Origin of the sequence: Niveispirillum sp. KHB5.9 (assembly GCF_048066115.1) — a bacterium.
Classification (GTDB): Bacteria; Pseudomonadota; Alphaproteobacteria; order Azospirillales; family Azospirillaceae; genus Niveispirillum.
Map to the genome: position 1 here is coordinate 53,274 of NZ_JBLTYX010000010.1, position 16,203 is coordinate 69,476.

Below are 16,203 nucleotides of genomic sequence, written 5' to 3' on the forward strand. Positions count from 1 at the left end.
AAGGATAGGTTTGGCACCGGGACCCCCTAAGGCGCCCCAAGAATGCCGCCCGTGGCGCCTAAAAAATCATCAATACCCCGCACTGCACAAATCCGCGCCATCGCCGCCCGCATCTTGGGCGGATTTTGCGCCATTGCCTTGGGCAGATAGCGGGGCCAGCCGCGCCCCATGATGGTTAACCATCTGATAATCCATACAATCCACATTGCCCCGCCGACCTTTCGGCATTTGGCACGCATTTCGCTAATCAGGGACTACACACGCGGTGCGGGGCGATGCTGCTCCTTTCCCGGGCTGGCAGCAGCCAGGGCCGCGTGTGCCGAAATCGCGGCTCCCATGGCGGGACCGCCTGGAGCAAAGGCGCTCCGATGGTAAGCATGGCCGCATTTCGCGGGCCCTGCCTGCTGTCGGAGCGCCTTTTTGTTTTTCACCCCCGGCCGCGGCCGGAAAAGGAGCCCGACGATCATGAGCCAGACCGACACAACCCCCGCCGGCCTGACCCGCCGTTCGCTGCTGACCACCACCGCCCGGGCCGCCGGTGCCGCCGCCTTGCTGACGGCCGCACGCGCCGCCTTGCCGGGCGGTGGTGCCTGGGCCGCATCCGGGCCGGAGGTGACGGGCGCCACGCTGGGCTTCATCGCGCTGACCGACAGCGCACCGCTGATCGTGGCCAAGGTGAAGGGCCTGTTCGACAAATACGGCATGCCCGACGTGAACGTGGTGAAGCAGGCCAGTTGGGGCACCACCCGCGACAATCTGGAACTGGGCGGCGGTGCCGGCGGCATCGACGGCGCCCATATCCTGACGCCCATGCCGTACCTGATGTCCACCGGCAAGATCACCAAGAACAACGTGCCGCTGCCCATGGCAATCCTGGCCCGACTGAACACCAACGGGCAGGCCATCTCCGTGGCCGCGCGCTACAAGGAACTGGGCATCACCACCAAGGCCAAGGGCCTGAAGGAGGCCTTCGCCAAGGCCAAGGCCGAGGGCAAGGAGATGAAGTGCGCCGTCACCTTCCCCGGCGGCACGCATGATCTGTGGATGCGCTATTGGCTGGCGTCCAACGGCATCGACCCGGACAAGGATGTCTCCACCATCGTCGTGCCGCCGCCGCAGATGGTGGCCAATATGAAGGTCGACACGATGGAGGCCTTCTGCGTGGGCGAACCCTGGAACGCCCAGCTGGTCAACCAGGGCATCGGCTTCACCGCCCTGACCACCGGCGAACTGTGGCACGACCATCCGGAAAAGAGCTTCGCCATGCGCGCCGATTGGGTGGAAAAGAGCCCCAACGCCGCCAAGGCCTTGCTGGCGGCGGTGATCGAAGCCCAGATCTGGTGCGACAAGCCGGAGAACAAGGCCGAGATGTGCCAGATCGTCTCTGGCCGCGAATGGTTCAAGGTGCCGGTGGACGACATCTTGGGCCGCGCCCAGGGCACCATCGATTATGGCGACGGGCGCTTGGTCAAGGACAGCCCGGAGATCATGAAATACTGGCGCGATCATGCCTCCTACCCCTACCAGAGCCATGACCTCTGGTTCCTGACGGAGGATCAGCGCTGGGGTTATCTGCCCGCCGACCTGGATACCAAGGCCCTGATCGCCAAGGTCAACCGCCAGGATCTGTGGCGCGATGCCGCCAAGGCGGCCGGCGCCACCGACATTCCTACCGGCACCTCGCGCGGCATCGAGAAATTCTTCGACGGCCGCGCCTTCGATCCCGCCAACCCGGCGGCCTATCTCGCTTCGCACGACATCAAGCGTATCGCCTGAGTTTTGGGGAGGAACAAACACATGTCGACGATCAGCGAAGATAGCGCCGTCGGGCGGGTGCAGGGTGGCGGCGGGCTCACCGCCCTTGCCGCCACCCTGCAACGTCTGCCCGTCCAGGCCTGGACGAAATTCCGTGAAAGCGTGCCGTTGCTGGTGGCACTTGTCGTGCTGCTGGGCATCTGGGAACTGGCCTGCCGTGGGGCGGGCGCGTCACTGCCGCCGCCGTCGCGGGTAGTGAGCGATACCTGGGAACTGATCATCGATCCGTTCTTCGACAATGGCGGCGTCGATAAGGGCCTGTTCTGGCACCTTTCCGCCAGCCTGAAGCGGGTAGCCATCGGCTTTGCCCTGTCATCGGTCACCGGCATCGCGCTGGGCGTGCTGATCGGGCAATCCAGCCTGGCCTATCGCGGGCTGGACCCGATCTTCCAGGTGCTGCGCACCGTACCGCCGCTGGCCTGGCTGCCCATTTCGCTGGCGGCCTTCCGCCATGCTGATCCCAGCGCCATCTTCGTGATCTTCATCACGTCGATCTGGCCCATCATCCTGAACACCGCCGTGGGCGTGCGCCAGATCCCGCAGGATTACCGCAATGTCGCCCGCGTCCTGCGCCTGTCGCCGCTGGAATTCTTCTTCCGCATCATGATGCCGGCCTGCGTGCCCTTCATCTTCACCGGTCTGAAGATCGGCATCGGCCTGTCCTGGCTGGCCATCGTGGCGGCGGAGATGCTGATCGGCGGGGTGGGCATCGGCTTCTTCATCTGGGACGCCTGGAACAGCTCTCTGATGAGCGAGATCATCCTGGCTTTGGTCTATGTCGGCCTGGTCGGCTTCATCCTGGACCGCATCATCACGCTGATCGGCAACCGTGTCGCCGGCCGCAAGGTCGGCTGAGCAGAGGATACAGTCATGACCGCTCCCTATCTCTCGCTGGAAAATGTCGGCATGGATTTCACGGTCGGTGGACGTGTCTTCCATGCCGTGACAGAGGTCAACCTGGCCATCGAACGCGGCCAGTACGTCTCCATCATCGGCCATTCCGGCTGCGGCAAATCCACCCTGTTGAACATCGTCGCCGGCCTGACCCGCTGCACGGCCGGCGGCGTCATCCTGGATGGCCATGAGGTCAACAGCCCCGGCCCCGACCGGGCCGTGGTCTTCCAGAACCATTCCCTGCTGCCCTGGCTGACCGCGTATCAGAATGTGCGGCTGGCCGTGGACAAGGTGTTCGGTGCCACCAAGAGTGCCGACCAGCGCCATGACTGGACCCTGCACAATCTGCGGCTGGTCCATATGGACCATGCAGTGGACAAGCGCCCGGACGAGTTGTCGGGCGGCATGAAGCAGCGCGTGGGCATCGCCCGGGCGCTGGCCATGGAGCCCAAGGTGCTGCTGATGGACGAACCGTTCGGCGCCCTGGACGCCCTGACCCGCGCGCACCTTCAGGACACGGTGATGGAGATCCAGACCCGTCTGAACAGCACAATCATCATGATCACCCATGACGTGGATGAGGCGGTGCTGTTGTCCGACCGGATCGTGATGATGACCAACGGTCCGTCCGCCACTATTGGCGAGGTGTTGACGGTCGATCTGCCCCGTCCCCGGCGGCGGTTGGACCTGTCGGACGATGCGCGGTATGTCGGCTACCGGGCGTCGGTGCTGCGTTTCCTGTATGAACGGCATGCGAAGCCTGAGGCGGCTTGAAGCGCAGATAGAAAGAAGGGGATGGAACTGTCAGGCCCCATCCCCTGTTCATCGTGAACCGGACTGTTTACTCAGGCGGCGCGAACGGTGGCGATGAAACTCTCCACCTCACGCCGCAAGACCTCTGCCTCCTTGGACAAGCCGTTGGCCGAGCCCAGAACCTGGGTGGCGGCGGCACCGGCCTCCGAAGCAGCTTGGCTCACGCCCGTGATATTGGAGTTCACCTCCTGCGTACCATGGGCCGCCTGCTGGACGTTGGAGGATATTTCACGCGTGGCCGCACCCTGCTGCTCAATCGCCGCCGCAATGTTGCCGGCGATCTCATTCAGGCGGGCGATGGTCTTCTCAACACCCTCGACGGCGGTCTTGGCTCCACCTGTCGCCGCTTGGATTTCGCTGACCTTCAACTGGATATCCTCGGTGGCCCTTGCCGTTTGGGTAGCCAGCGCCTTTACCTCCGATGCAACCACGGCAAATCCCTTGCCGGCGTCGCCGGCCCGTGCCGCCTCGATCGTCGCATTCAGGGCCAGCAGGTTGGTCTGCCCCGCGATCTCGTTGATGAGCTTGATGATATCATCGATCTGCTGCGCCGCCGTGACCAGGATGGTCATCGTATCGGAGGTACGCCTGGTCTCCATCACGGCTTGACTGGCGATCTGGGTGGAACTGGAAACCTGCCGTCCGATCTCCTGGATGGAAGACGCCAGTTCTTCCGTCGCGCTGGCGACCGTCTGGACATTGGCGGATGCCTGCTCAGAGGCTGAGGCCACGACCATCGCCTGCCGGCTTGTCTCTTCCGCCGTGCCCGACATCGCCGATGCGGTCGCCTGCATTTCGGTGGCCGCCGACGCCACGGTCTCGACAACGCCCTTCACCCGCGCCTCGAAGGCATCCGCAAGCTTCAGCATCGCCGCGCGACGGTCCGCGTCGGCCTTGGCCTTCAATGCCACCTGTTCGGCCTGAAGGCGTTCCATTTCAATGGCATTCTCCTTGAACACCTGGACTGCCGCCGCGATCTTGCCAAGTTCGTCGCTACGCTGGCGGAACGGCACCTCCACCGTCTTATCGTTGGCGGCCAGCTTGCGCATCACATCCGTGATACCGACGATCGGCGTGCTGACGCCGCGGACCACCGCCAGGCCAAGCAAGGACGAAAGCACGACCGCCACAGCCATACCGACCCATGTTGCCAGTCGGGAAGCGTCCAGCGCCTGCTGCTGCTCGGCCGATCTGGCCACCAGCAGGTCGCTTTCAACATCGCGTATCTCCGCCGCGATACGGCGCAGCCTGTCGAAGGCGGACTTGCCGGCACCATTAGCCTCCATGTCACGCGCCGCCTGCATGGTGGCCGTATTGGCCATCAAAGCGATCTCACGTTCGGCGACATCCTTCTGCCATTGATCGATGGCCACCTTCAGATCGTCCAGACGCCGCTGCTGAGCGGGATTATCCGCCGTCAGTTGCTTGGCTGTTGCCCAACTTTCGGCGGTCAGCTTGGCGCCGACGGTATAGGGTTCAAGGAACTCCTTCTTGCCAGAGACGAGATAGCCGCGCAGTCCGGTTTCCTGATTCACCATACCGGATTCGATGCTGTCGACACTATCAAGCACCTTATATGTATGCGTGTTCCAGTCACTGGCTAGGCGCACAATCGATATTTGCGTATTGATATAGACGCCCATCAACATAATAACGATGAGAACACCAAAAAATGAGAACCCTATTTTTGATTTGATTGATATGTTATTCAGAAATTCAAACATGGCGCGCCCTTTCTGTGGCCCTCAAAGCGATTTGACAGGAGAATATGTGAACATAAAGGCATAAATTCCTTTCTAAATTCCAGGAATACTGCCCACATAACTTCAAGCCTACATATGGATGCAGTTCACGGTCAATCTGACCTTGCGTATAGCACTGATCAATCGATCATGATTATTAATAAATAATTATCTTCAACTCCACGCTGGCAACGTGGGCTGATTTCTTTCCATTGAATCAAAGCGTTTCCTGGTTCCAGCGCGAAACGGCGCCACAGCCCATATCCGGGGGCGGCAAAGCAGGGAGGGGGCCATCCCCTCCCCTCCGTTAGCAACCCATCGCCTCATCATACAGGTCCGGCCGCCACACCGCCGCCGCCAGCCCCGCCCGCTCGGCCTCCGGCAGTTCCAACTGCCCCGCCGCCGCCATCTCCGCGAGCAGCTTTTCCACATCCGCTGGATCGGGCCGGTTGCGGTTGGGCGCCGGGATGGCCCCCTTCAGCGTCAGTTCGATCAGATCCGCCGGCAATCCCACATGCCGCGCCTCGGCCAGCAGCCTTGCCAGTTCCCCCCGGTTGGCGGGATCGCCGCACCAGTCGGCGGCCTTGACCACCGCCCGCACCAGCGCCGCCGCCTGGGCCGGGTTTTCCTCTGCCCATTCCGTGCGCAGGCCCAGCACCTTCTCCAGCCCGTCGGGGCGGATATCGGCCTTGGTGACGACCACCTGCCCCACGCCGCGCTGCATGGCGCGCTGGTTCCAGGGTTCACCCGCGCAATAGCCGTCGATCCAGCCGCTGGCCAGACTTTCCACCATGCGCGGCGGGGCGATGACGCCGATATTCACCTCCGACCGCCCGTCGATCCCGCCATCGGCCAGCCATTTCAGCAACTCGTAATGGTGGCAGGAGAAATGGAAGACGGTGACAAAGGACAGAAGCGGTTTGCCAGCCGCGCGGTCGGCATCGATGATGGGACGCAGCGCGCGGGCCCGCAGGGAAGGCGCCCCCGCCATCACCTCCGGCGCCACCGCCATCATGCGTTCATACAGGTCCAGCGACAGGGTGATGGCATTGTTGCCCAGACCCAGCGACACCGGCACCTGCAACGCCGTGGCCGGCACCCCGGCAATGCCCTGATGCAGGGCCAGCGCCAGTGGCGCCAGGATATGGGCGGCATCGACCAGCCCGAAGGCCAGCCGGTCGCGCAAAGCCGCCCAGGAGGGCGCGCGTTCCAGCACCAGATCGATCCCTTCCGCCACGGCGAAACCGCGTTCGGCCGCCGCGACGGGAATGGCGCAATCCACCAGGGGCGCGAAGCCCAGCTTGACGATCTCTGCCATTCCTAAAGCTCCATCTCGAAGGCGGTGATCACGCTCTGCGCGATGTCGGACAGTTTTCGGTTCTGCTTCATGGCGGTACGGCGCATCAGGTTGTAGGCATCCTCCTCCGACAAGCCGCGATGCTTCATCAACAGGCCCTTGGCCTTTTCCACCTGCTTACGGTCCTGAAGCTTGGCCTGTGCGTCGTCCCGCTCGCGGCGCAGCCGGTCGAAGGCGTTGAAACGGGTGATGGCCGTCTCCACGATCGGCTTGATCCGGTCCTGACGCAGCCCGTCCACGACATAGGCGGAAACGCCGGCCTCGATCGCGGCATGGATCATGTGGCTGTCACTCTGGTCCACGAACATGGCGATGGGCCGCTGCACCACGCGGCTGACCTGGAACATCTGCTCCAGCGTGTCGCGGTCGGGGTTCTCCAGGTCGATGATGATGACATCGGGGGCAAGGGCCTGGATGCGGGCCAGCAGGTTGACCGACGGGCCGATGGTGCTGACCCGCACCCAGCCCGCCTCCACCAGCCCGCGCTCCACCACCGAAGCGCGGTCGGGATTGCCGTCGATGACCAGGATGTTGGGTTCGTTATTGGCCAATAGGTCTCACTCCGCCGGCACGGGAAGCACGCCCCGCACCTCTTCCACCGCACCCTCGTTGAACCGGATCAGCAGCGTGGGCAGCGATGCCAGCGTCACCGCCATGCCCAGATACAGCAAGCCCTGCTGATAGCTGATCCCTTCCGCCTTGAACAGGAAGCCGGCGGCCACCGCCCCCATATTGCCCCCGGCCCCGACCACGCCGGATACCGCCCCCAGCGCCTTGCGGTTCACGAACGGCACGATGCCGAAAGTGGCGCCACAGCCCATCTGCACGAACAGGGAGAAGAACAGCATGGCGGCGATCGCCACCCACAGCACCGACATCTGCGAAAACACCACCAGCGCCAGCCCCTCGGCGAACAGCACCAGGAACAGCAGGCGCACGCGGGCCTGCAACCCGGCCTGCCCCGCCCAGCGGTCGGACAGCCAGCCACCCAAGGTGCGGGCAAACAGGCTCATCGATCCGAACAGGCCGGCGATGATGCCGGCCGTCGCTAGGTCCAGCTTGAACGTATCGAAGAAATAAATGGCGGCGATGTTGTGCAGGGTCAGTTCCACCCCGAAACAGGCACCATAGGCCAGGAACAGCGCCCAGACCCGGACATCGCGCAGCACGGCCAGGAACCCGCCCTTGCCGCGCGCCCCGCCGGCCGGCGGCAGACGGCCCGCGGCCCGCAGGTCCTTGAAATCGCCGTCGGGACAATCCTGGGTAAAGCGCCAATAGGCCAGTGCCGCGACCAGCAGCACCAGACCCGGCACCACCATGGCCAGCCGCCAGGCATGGTGCTTGTCCACGCCCAGGAACAGGATGCCGCCCAGCACCAGCGGCATCACCATCTGGGTGATGCCGCCGCCCAGATTGCCCCAGCCCGCCGTGGTGGCATTGGCCGTGCCCACCACGTTGGGCGCGAACATCACCGACGTATGATACTGGGTGATGACGAAGGCGGCACCGACGGCGCCAATGGCCAGCCGCGCCAGCAGAAAGGTTTCGTAACTGTCGGCCTGACCCACGGCCATCACTGGGATCGAACCCAGTGCGAGCAGGCCGGTATAGGTGCGGCGCGGCCCGAACCGGTCGCACATCGGCCCGATGATCAGGCGGACGGCAACAGTGATGGCCACCGACGCGATCATGATATTGCCGATCTGCCCCTTGCTCAGGCCCAGATCATCGCGGACCACGGCCATCAGCGGGGCGATGCCGAACCAGCCGAAAAAGCAGAGGAAGAAGGCGAACCAGGTCATATGGAAGGCCCGCATCTGCACGCTTTTCAGCGTGAACAGGTCGATGCGCGTGGCCTTGTTGCGGATATCCATCGTGTAAAGCCCTTGGGGTCCGGGGCCGTCCGTTTCGTTACCGTCGCGGCCGGCCATGCGTTGCGGCGGTGGCTTTCGCCCTCGCCCTGCCTGGTCGTCCGCCGTTGGACGATGGAGTATCCCTGCCTCGGGACGTTCCCTCCTTCGCAATGCCCGTGCCAGCAGGGGGAGGCGCGGATTTCCGCCGCTCCGCCACCAAGGTGGCCTTCGCATTTGCACAAAAATGCATCATGCCCAGAGGTGTGCCTGAAATTTTAGCAACAATGGCTTGTCCCGCCCTCCGCGCAAAGGGCATGATTCATTTAAAACCAATCACTTAAGCGGTTGGCACGCCGTTCGCTATAGGGAAAGCGAGGCAGGGCGATGGAGCCCCACCTCACGCCTGTCCTTCGGGGCGGCGCATATAGGGGTCCAAGGCCGGGCCCCACCGGATAATGGCGTCCGAACGTGTAACGGTCCCGCGAGGCGGGGCGATGCACGGTCGGGCGCCTTTTTTATTGCGCTTTTTTTGCGCAGAGCCTGGAGAGCCAGACATGACCCCCATCTCCATCCAACCGGCCCCATCAGCACGCCCCCGGCTGGTCGTCATCGGCAACGGCATGGCCGGCATCCGCGCCGTGGAGGAGCTGCTGCAACGCGCCCCCGACCGGTACGAGATCACTGTGTTCGGCGCCGAACCGCGCGTGAACTACAACCGCATCATGTTGTCCCCCCTGCTGTCGGGGGAGAAGACGTTCGATGAGATCGTCATCAACGACCTGGACTGGTACGCGACCAACGGCGTGAGGCTGGTGGCCGGCGACGCGATCGAACGGATCGACCGGGAACGGCAGGTGGTGGTGGCCAAGTCGGGCCTGGAGACGCCATACGACCGGCTGCTGATCGCCACCGGTTCCATGCCCATCGTCATCCCCATTCCGGGCGCGCGGCTGCCGGGTGTGGTCACCTTCCGCGACGTCGATGATGTGGATGCGATGCTGGCGGCATCGGCCAAGGGCGGGCATGCCGTGGTCATCGGTGGCGGGCTGCTGGGGCTGGAAGCTGCGGTCGGGCTGAAGGCGCGGGGGATGGAGGTCACCGTCCTGCATCTGGCAGGCCATCTGATGGAGCGGCAGCTGGACCCGTCCGCCGGGCATCTCCTGGCCAAGGAATTGGAACGGCGCGGCCTGACGGTCCTGACCCGCGCCGACACGGCCGCCATCCTGGGCGACACCCATGTCACGGGGGTGGCGCTGAAGGACGACACCAACCTTCCCGCCGATCTGGTGGTCATGGCCGTCGGCATCCGCCCCGACACGCGGCTGGCGGCGGCGGCGGGTCTGGAGGTCGGGCGCGGGATCATGGTCGATGACCATATGGTCACCAACGACCCGGCCATCACCGCCGTGGGCGAATGCGTGCAGCATCGCGGCAATTGCTATGGCCTGGTGCAACCCCTGTTCGATATGGCGAAGGTCCTGGCCGACCATCTGGCCGGCAAGCAGGTGGCCGGCTATGCCGGCTCCGTCACCTCCACCAAGCTGAAGGTCACGGGCGTGGATGTGTTCTCCGCCGGTGATTTCTCCGGCGGGCCGGGGACGGAGGATATCGTGTTCCGCGATGCCGGACGCGGCGTCTATAAGCGCATCGTGCTTGCCGACGGCCGCATCAAGGGTGCGGTGATGTATGGCGATACTGCCGATGGCGCCTGGTATTTCCAGTTGCTGAAGGCCGGTGAGGATGTGTCGGGCCTGCGCGACACGCTGATCTTCGGGCAAGGGTACGGTGCCAAGGAAGGCGGTGCCGCAAACCCTACCGCCGCCGTTGCGGCGCTGCCTGATACGGCGGAAATCTGCGGCTGCAACGGCGTCTGCAAGGGCACCATCGTCAAGGCCATCACCGAAAAGGGCCTGACGACCCTGGATCAGGTCAAGGCCACGACCAAGGCGTCGGCCTCCTGCGGGTCCTGCACCGGTCTGGTGGAAGGGCTGCTGGCCCACACGCTGGGCGGGGAGTATGAAGCCGCCGGCGTCAAGCCGATGTGCAAATGCACGGACCATGACCATGACACGGTCCGCCGTCTGATCCGCGTGCAGGAACTGAAATCCATCCCGGCCGTCATGCAGGCGCTGGAATGGAAGACGCCCGATGGCTGCCATTCCTGCCGCCCGGCACTCAACTTCTACCTGCTGGCCAACTGGCCCGGCGAGTATCAGGACCATGCGGCCAGCCGCTTCGTGAATGAGCGCGTGCATGCCAATATCCAGAAGAACGGCACCTATTCCGTCGTGCCCCGCATGTGGGGCGGGCTGACCAATGCCAAGGAACTGCGCGCCATCGCCGATGTGGTGGACAAGTTCGACATCCCCACCGTGAAGGTGACGGGCGGTCAGCGCATCGACCTGCTGGGCATCAAGAAGCAGGATCTGCCCGCCGTCTGGGCCGACCTGAACGCCGCGGGCATGGTGTCCGGTCATGCCTATGGCAAGTCGCTGCGCACGGTGAAGACCTGCGTGGGCTCCGAATGGTGCCGCTTCGGCACGCAGGCGGCGATGAAGATCGGCGTGGATCTGGAGCGCATGACCTGGGGTTCCTGGACCCCGCACAAGTTCAAGATGGCCGTGTCCGGCTGCCCCCGCAATTGCGCCGAAGCCACCATCAAGGATTACGGCGTCGTCGCCACCGATGGCGGCTTCGACCTGTATGTCGGCGGCAATGGCGGCATCAAGCTGCGCGGCTGCGACCTGCTGGCCAAGGTGACCACCGAAGCCGAGGTGCATGAATATTGCGGCGCCTTCATGCAGCTCTACCGGGAGGAGGCGCATTACCTGGAGCGCACCGCCCCCTGGATCGAACGTGTGGGTCTGGATTTCGTGAAGACCCGCATCGTCGACGATGCTGACAATCGCCGCACCCTGCATGAACGCTTCCTGTTGAGCCAGCGCCATGCCCAGGTCGATCCCTGGGCCGAGCGTGCGCCCGGCACGACCGCCGCCCGTGATTTCCAAGCCCTCGCGACCGTGGAGTAAGCCGCCATGCACCATCCCCTTGAATGGAAGGATATCGGCCCCCTGTCGGAAATCCCGGTCCAGGGCGCGCGCCGTGTCGAACACAAGGAAGGCCGCATCGCCGTCTTCCGCACCGTGGATGATCAGGTCTTCGCCCTGCGTGACGAATGCCCGCACAAGAAGGGCCCTTTGTCGGAAGGCATCGTCCATGGCCATGCCGTGACCTGCCCCCTGCATAACTGGGTCATCGACCTGGCCACGGGTTTCGCCACCGGTGCCGACGAAGGCTGCACCGGTCGCATCCCGGCACGGCTGGTCGATGGTCGGGTGCAACTGGGTCTGGTGGCGTAACCCCGCTTTTCGTCATCCCGGCGAAAGCCGGGACCCAGGGGCCAATCGCCCGAGCTTTCCACCGGCGGTCATCGACGCTGCCGAGAGGTTTGATCCTGTGGCCCCTGGGTCCCGGCTTTCGCCGGGATGACGGGTAGAGAGCTTCAAGGAGTCCCCATGTCCAACCTTGAAACCCGCACCACCTGCCCCTATTGCGGCGTCGGCTGCGGGCTGATCGTCAGCCGGGCGCGGGATGGCTGGGTGGTGGGCGGCGACCCCGACCATCCGGCCAATCAGGGCCGCCTCTGTTCCAAGGGTGCGGCCCTGATCGACACGGTGAACGCAGAAGCCGCCGGCGATGTCCGCTTGCTGTATCCGCTGGTAGACGGAAGGCGTGTCGCCTGGGACGAGGCCATTGCCGAGGTCGCCACCCGCCTGTCGGCCACCATCGCCGATCATGGCCCCGACGCCGTGGCCTTCTATGTCTCCGGCCAGTTGCTGACGGAGGATTACTATGTCGCCAACAAGCTGCTGAAGGGCTTCATCGGCAGCCCGCATATCGACACCAATTCCCGCCTGTGCATGGCGTCCACCGTCGCCGGGCACAAGCGCGCCTTCGGGGCCGATGTCGTGCCCGGCTGCTATGAGGATCTGGAGATCGCCGATCTGGTGGTGCTGGTCGGCTCCAACCTCGCCTGGTGCCATCCGGTGCTGGCCCAGCGCCTGCGCGCCGCCAAGCGCGACCAGGGCACCAAAGTGGTGCTGATCGACCCGCGCGGCACGGCCAGTTCCGATCTGGCCGACCTGCATCTGGCACTCAAGCCCGGCAGCGACGTGGCCCTGTTCAACGGGCTGCTGGCGCATCTGGACCAGGCCGGTGCCATCGACCGCGCCTATGTCATGCGCCATGTCACGGGGCTGGATGCGGCACTGGAAACGGCGCGGGAGGATGCGGCCAATACCGCCGAGACCTGTGGCCTGGACCCGGCCGACCTTGCCACCTTCTATGACTGGTTTACCGCTACCGCGCGCACCGTCACCGTGTTCAGCCAGGGCGTGAACCAGTCCAGTCGCGGCACCGACAAGGTCAACGCCATCATCAATTGCCATCTGGCCACGGGCCGGGTGGGCAAGCCGGGGTCCAGCCCCTTCTCCGTTACCGGTCAGCCCAACGCCATGGGCGGGCGCGAGGTGGGCGGGCTGGCCAACCAGCTGGCCGCCCATATGAACCCCGACGATCCGGCGGACGTGGACCGCCTGCGCCGCTTCTGGAACGCGCCATCACTGAAGGGTGGCCAGGGGCTGAAGGCCGTGGACATGTTCCGCGCCATCCGCGAAGGCCGCATCAAGGCCCTGTGGATCATGGCCACCAACCCGGCCGTCAGCCTGCCGGAAGCGGACCTCGTCCGCGAAGCCCTGCGCCTGTGCCCCACGGTGATCGTGTCCGACATCGTGGGCAGCACCGACAGCCTGGATTTCGCCCATATCAGCCTGCCGGCCCTGGGCTGGGGGGAGAAGGACGGCACCGTCACCAATTCCGAACGCCGCATCTCCCGCCAGCGCCCGTTCCGCGAGGCACCGGGGGAGGCCAAGGCCGACTGGTGGATCATGTCCAAGGTGGCCGCCGCCATGGGCTTCGGGCGGGATTTCGCCTGGCGCAGCCCCGCCGAGATTTTCCGTGAGCATGCATTGCTGTCCGGGTTCGAGAATGACGGCTTGCGCGCCTTCGACATCGCCGCCTGGGGCAAGTCGCGCGAGGCCGATTATGCCGGCATGCAGCCCTTCCAATGGCCGATGCCGGCGGGGGCCAAGCGGGGTACGGAGCGGATGTATGCCGATGGCCGCTATACCCATGGCAATGGCCGCGCCCGCATGCTGGCCGTCCGCCATGTGGCGCCGGTGGAACGCGCGTCGCTGCGCTTCCCGCTGATCGCCAATACCGGGCGCTATCGCGACCAGTGGCACACGATGACCCGCACGGGCCTGTCCGCCCGCCTGTCGGCCCACCGGCCGGAACCGCTGCTGGAAATCCATCCCCAGGATGCCGCCACCGTCGATGTGCTGGAGGGCGAGCTGGCCCGGGTGATCAGCCTGCAGGGTGAGGCGGTGCTGCGCGTGGCGATCACCGACGCGCAGAAGCCCGGGCAGGTATTCATCCCCATGCACTGGTCCGACACGCTGTCGGCCAAAGGCGGGATCGGAAGACTGGTGGCACCCCATACCGATCCCATCTCCGGCCAGCCGGAAAGCAAGCATGTGCCGGTGCGGGTGGAACGGTTCATCACCCAATGGGCGGGCCTGTTCTTCACCACCCGCAAACCCGACCTCTCCGCCCTGCCATATTGGGTGCGGCAGGAGGCGGGGCCGTGCCGCATCTATGAACTGGCGGGCGATGCCACCCCGGCCTTCGACGGGCTGGCGGATTGCGAGGCCCTGGAATTCACCGACCCGGCGCGGGAGATCACCCGCCAGGCCTGGCTGAAGGACGGTAAGCTGGTCGCCGCCCTGTTCCGGGCACCCGAACGCCCTGAAATCGCGCGCGACTGGCTGCGTGACCTGTTCGCCAAGCCCACCCTTTCCGCCAGCGACCGCGCCCGCCTGCTGGCGGGCCGCGCGCCGGAGGCCGAAGGCGCCGATGAAGGTCCCACCGTCTGTTCCTGCAATTGCGTCGGCCGTAACAAGATCGTCCGCGCCGTGGCCGAGGGCCGGGCCTGTTCGGTCGCCGATGTCGGTCGCCTTACCGGGGCCGGCACCGGCTGCGGTTCCTGCATTCCCGAGATCAAGGAGATCCTGCGCCATGCTGCACCTGTCGTCGCGGCCTGATCCGGCGAACCCGATGCCCTATTTCCCCATCTTCCTGGACCTGCGCGGTCGCACCGTGCTGCTGGCCGGCGGGGGGGAGGCGGCGGCGTCCAAGGCCCGCCTGCTGGCCCGTGCCGGGGCTGACATCCTGCTGGTCGCCCCCAGCCTGTGCGAGGAGATGGCGGAGCTGCTGGAAACCGGTGTGATCCGCCGGCGGGAGAAGGCGTTCCGCCCAGACCTGCTGGACGGGGCGATCATCGCCATCGACGGGTCGGGCGATCCCGACCTGACCGACCGTATCCGTTCCGCCGCCTTTTCCCGCAATGTGCCGGTCAATGTCGTGGATGTGCCGGAACAGTGCGACTTCACCGTACCGGCCATCCTGGACCGGTCACCGGTCATCGTCGCCGTCTCCACCGGCGGCGGTGCCCCGGCCCTGGCCCGCAATATCCGCCAGCGGCTGGAAGCGGCCATCCCCGCCGGCTATGCCGGCCTAGCCAAAGCGGCGGCCAATGCCCGCGCCAGTGTCCGCGACGCCCTGTCCACCACCCGCGACCGTCAGCGCTTCTGGGACCGCGTGCTGTCCGGAACCCTGGCCGAACGGCTGATGGCGATGGAGGGGGATGCAGCGGTGACGGAGATTGAGGCGGAATTGTCCCGCTTCATCGCCGGTGGCCGCGATGCGGGCGGTTCCGTCATCCTGGTCGGTGCTGGCCCCGGCGATCCCGGCCTGCTGACCCTGCATGCCGCGCGCGCCATCGGGTCGGCCGACATCATCCTGCATGACGCGCTGGTGCCCGACAGCATCCTGTCGCTGGCGCGGCGGGAAACGCGGCTGGTCTCGGTGGGCAAGCGCGCCGGCTGCCGCTCCGTCCCGCAGGAATTCACCAACCGGCTGATGGCGGCCTGCGCCCGCAAGGGCATGCGCGTCGTGCGTCTGAAGGGTGGCGACCCGTTCATCTTCGGCCGGGCGGGGGAGGAGGCGGAGTTCCTGCGCGATCGCGGCGTGTCGGTCACCGCGATCCCCGGCATCACCGCCGCCATGGGGGCCGCCGCCCAGCTGGGCCTGCCGCTGACCCATCGCGGCGTGGCAAGGTCGATGCGCGTCGTCACCGCCCATTGCCGCACGAGCGGGGAGACGGATGCCATCGACTGGGTGAAGCTGGCCGATCCCGGCACGACGCTCGCGCTCTATATGGGCCGCGACCGGCTGGGGGAGATATCCGCCAGCCTGATCGCCGCCGGCCTGCCGCCCGACACGCCGGCCGCCCTGGTGGCCAATGCCTGCCGACCGGATGCGGAGGTGCGCTTCGCCGCCATCAAGGACCTGCCCAACGCCCCCGCCCTGACCGACCAAGGCGCTCCCAGCCTGATCCTGGTCGGGGACGCCGTGGCCCATGCGCCGGGTTGGGCGGTGGCAGATGTAGCGCGGATTAGCGCAGCGTAATCCGCGGGAACTACAGTGCTTTCCCCGCAAAAGTCTTGGGCACCTTCGTTGCCACTTTCTCCACCGTCACCCCGGCGGAGACCGGGCCCAGGTCGTAGAGCAATGCGCTTGTCATCTGGGCCCCGGCCTCCGCCGGGGTGAC

Annotated in this window: 11 protein-coding genes; 7 read left to right on the plus strand and 4 right to left on the minus strand. The window is 65.5% G+C overall.

All coding sequences use genetic code 11. The features are described 5' to 3' along the window. Positions 1-465: 465 nt before the first annotated feature. From ACM9HJ_RS17115 to ACM9HJ_RS17125, 3 genes are read left to right on the plus strand one after another with little or no spacing between them, the layout of a single operon-like run. A complete protein-coding gene (locus ACM9HJ_RS17115) occupies positions 466-1,776 on the plus strand; it encodes a CmpA/NrtA family ABC transporter substrate-binding protein (protein WP_416572969.1) in 1,311 nt (436 codons plus the stop codon). 21 nt (positions 1,777-1,797) lie between these two features. After that, positions 1,798-2,670: a nitrate ABC transporter permease gene (ntrB, locus tag ACM9HJ_RS17120; RefSeq protein WP_416572970.1), complete on the plus strand. Its 873-nt coding sequence runs from the start codon at positions 1,798-1,800 to the stop codon at positions 2,668-2,670. A gap of 15 nt (positions 2,671-2,685) precedes the next feature. After that, positions 2,686-3,483, plus strand: coding sequence for an ABC transporter ATP-binding protein (locus ACM9HJ_RS17125; protein ID WP_416572971.1), 798 nt, complete (start codon positions 2,686-2,688; stop codon positions 3,481-3,483). A gap of 71 nt (positions 3,484-3,554) precedes the next feature. Here ACM9HJ_RS17125 and ACM9HJ_RS17130 read toward each other — a convergent pair whose 3' ends face one another. The 4 genes from ACM9HJ_RS17130 to ACM9HJ_RS17145 form a co-directional block, all read right to left on the minus strand. Then, complete coding sequence (locus tag ACM9HJ_RS17130) at positions 3,555-5,246, minus strand: methyl-accepting chemotaxis protein (protein ID WP_416572972.1); 1,692 nt, start codon at positions 5,244-5,246, stop codon at positions 3,555-3,557. 325 nt (positions 5,247-5,571) lie between these two features. Further along, positions 5,572-6,582 (minus strand): CmpA/NrtA family ABC transporter substrate-binding protein, encoded by a 1,011-nt coding sequence (locus ACM9HJ_RS17135; RefSeq protein WP_416572973.1) that lies wholly within the window; start codon positions 6,580-6,582, stop codon positions 5,572-5,574. A gap of 2 nt (positions 6,583-6,584) precedes the next feature. Further along, on the minus strand, positions 6,585-7,172 hold the full coding sequence (locus tag ACM9HJ_RS17140; protein ID WP_416572974.1) for an ANTAR domain-containing response regulator: 588 nt from the start codon (positions 7,170-7,172) through the stop codon (positions 6,585-6,587). A gap of 6 nt (positions 7,173-7,178) precedes the next feature. Beyond that, entirely contained in the window at positions 7,179-8,495 is a 1,317-nt protein-coding gene (locus ACM9HJ_RS17145; protein WP_416572975.1) for a NarK family nitrate/nitrite MFS transporter, read from the minus strand. A gap of 533 nt (positions 8,496-9,028) precedes the next feature. Between ACM9HJ_RS17145 and nirB the strand changes: the two genes are divergently transcribed. The 4 genes from nirB (at position 9,029) to cysG (ending at position 16,061) form a co-directional block, all read left to right on the plus strand. After that, complete coding sequence (gene nirB / locus ACM9HJ_RS17150; protein WP_416572976.1) at positions 9,029-11,503, plus strand: nitrite reductase large subunit NirB; 2,475 nt, start codon at positions 9,029-9,031, stop codon at positions 11,501-11,503. A gap of 6 nt (positions 11,504-11,509) precedes the next feature. Beyond that, positions 11,510-11,833, plus strand: coding sequence for a nitrite reductase small subunit NirD (nirD, locus tag ACM9HJ_RS17155; RefSeq protein ID WP_416572977.1), 324 nt, complete (start codon positions 11,510-11,512; stop codon positions 11,831-11,833). A gap of 156 nt (positions 11,834-11,989) precedes the next feature. Next, positions 11,990-14,635 (plus strand): molybdopterin-dependent oxidoreductase, encoded by a 2,646-nt coding sequence (locus tag ACM9HJ_RS17160; protein ID WP_416572978.1) that lies wholly within the window; start codon positions 11,990-11,992, stop codon positions 14,633-14,635. Further along, complete coding sequence (cysG, locus tag ACM9HJ_RS17165; protein ID WP_416572979.1) at positions 14,610-16,061, plus strand: siroheme synthase CysG; 1,452 nt, start codon at positions 14,610-14,612, stop codon at positions 16,059-16,061. The genes ACM9HJ_RS17160 and cysG overlap by 26 nt, the downstream gene beginning before the upstream one ends. Positions 16,062-16,203: the final 142 nt, after the last annotated feature.